General features: G+C 45.4%; 1 protein-coding gene. It reads right to left on the reverse strand.

Annotated elements, in window-relative coordinates:
* Positions 1–36: 36 nt before the first annotated feature.
* Complete coding sequence (locus A3750_RS20775; RefSeq protein ID WP_068452924.1) at positions 37–603, reverse strand: hypothetical protein; 567 nt, start codon at positions 601–603, stop codon at positions 37–39.
* Between the last annotated feature and the right edge of the window lie 175 nt (positions 604–778).

A 778-nucleotide genomic window follows, 5' to 3' on the forward strand; every position in this document is an offset into this window, starting at 1 on the left:
AAAAGAAATAGAACCCAGCTTCAACGTGAGATCGCATTAAACAAGCTCCGCGACCATACTAGCGGGAATATCACTGTCTATGTATGCCATTCCCAGCTTATTCAAGTACTCTTCGCGCTCGGCTTTCATAAGGTCAATATCGAGAGCATCAAGGCCAGCCTGCTCATAAAGTTTCGCTAGGTAAATCATAAATGCCTCTCCTTCTTTAATCATAAGGAGGCCGGCAGCACCAACGTCTGGACGCACTTTCTTTGACGTATCCTCATCCAAAGAAACAGCCAGAACTACAGGGCGCTCATCACCTTCAAAGCGCACACTTCTGCGCTTAACACATTGCTCTGCCCAAAAATAAGCAAGCGCCTTGCTCTGAGTCAGAAATACTGGCTCGCGTTGCTCTGTGTAATTATTCCCAATGGTAGCCATTGTGCTCTTAGCCGCTTGATTGAATGCTTGATCGCCGGATCGATTTAGGCCGCTCGCGTTGATCGAATCAACCAAAGCTGATGACGTACCGTGATACCACACCCCGTCATTCGAAATTGCGAACCCGTCTTTTGCTAAAACTGTATCAATATCGTTATAAATATCTGGAAGCTCTGTCATATCAGTCAATAACCTAGGAAAAAAACTGGATGCGGGAATTATAGGGTCTCAAAACCTAGCTTCAAGCCAGTTGACCATTTGTTTCAGGTATAGGCCGTATAAAATCAGTCAGCCTTCAGAAATGAACGCTCTATCTGTGGAGCAAGGGACTATAACGAAAAAAGGCGACCCTAAG

The organism is Oleiphilus sp. HI0079 (assembly GCF_001635105.1).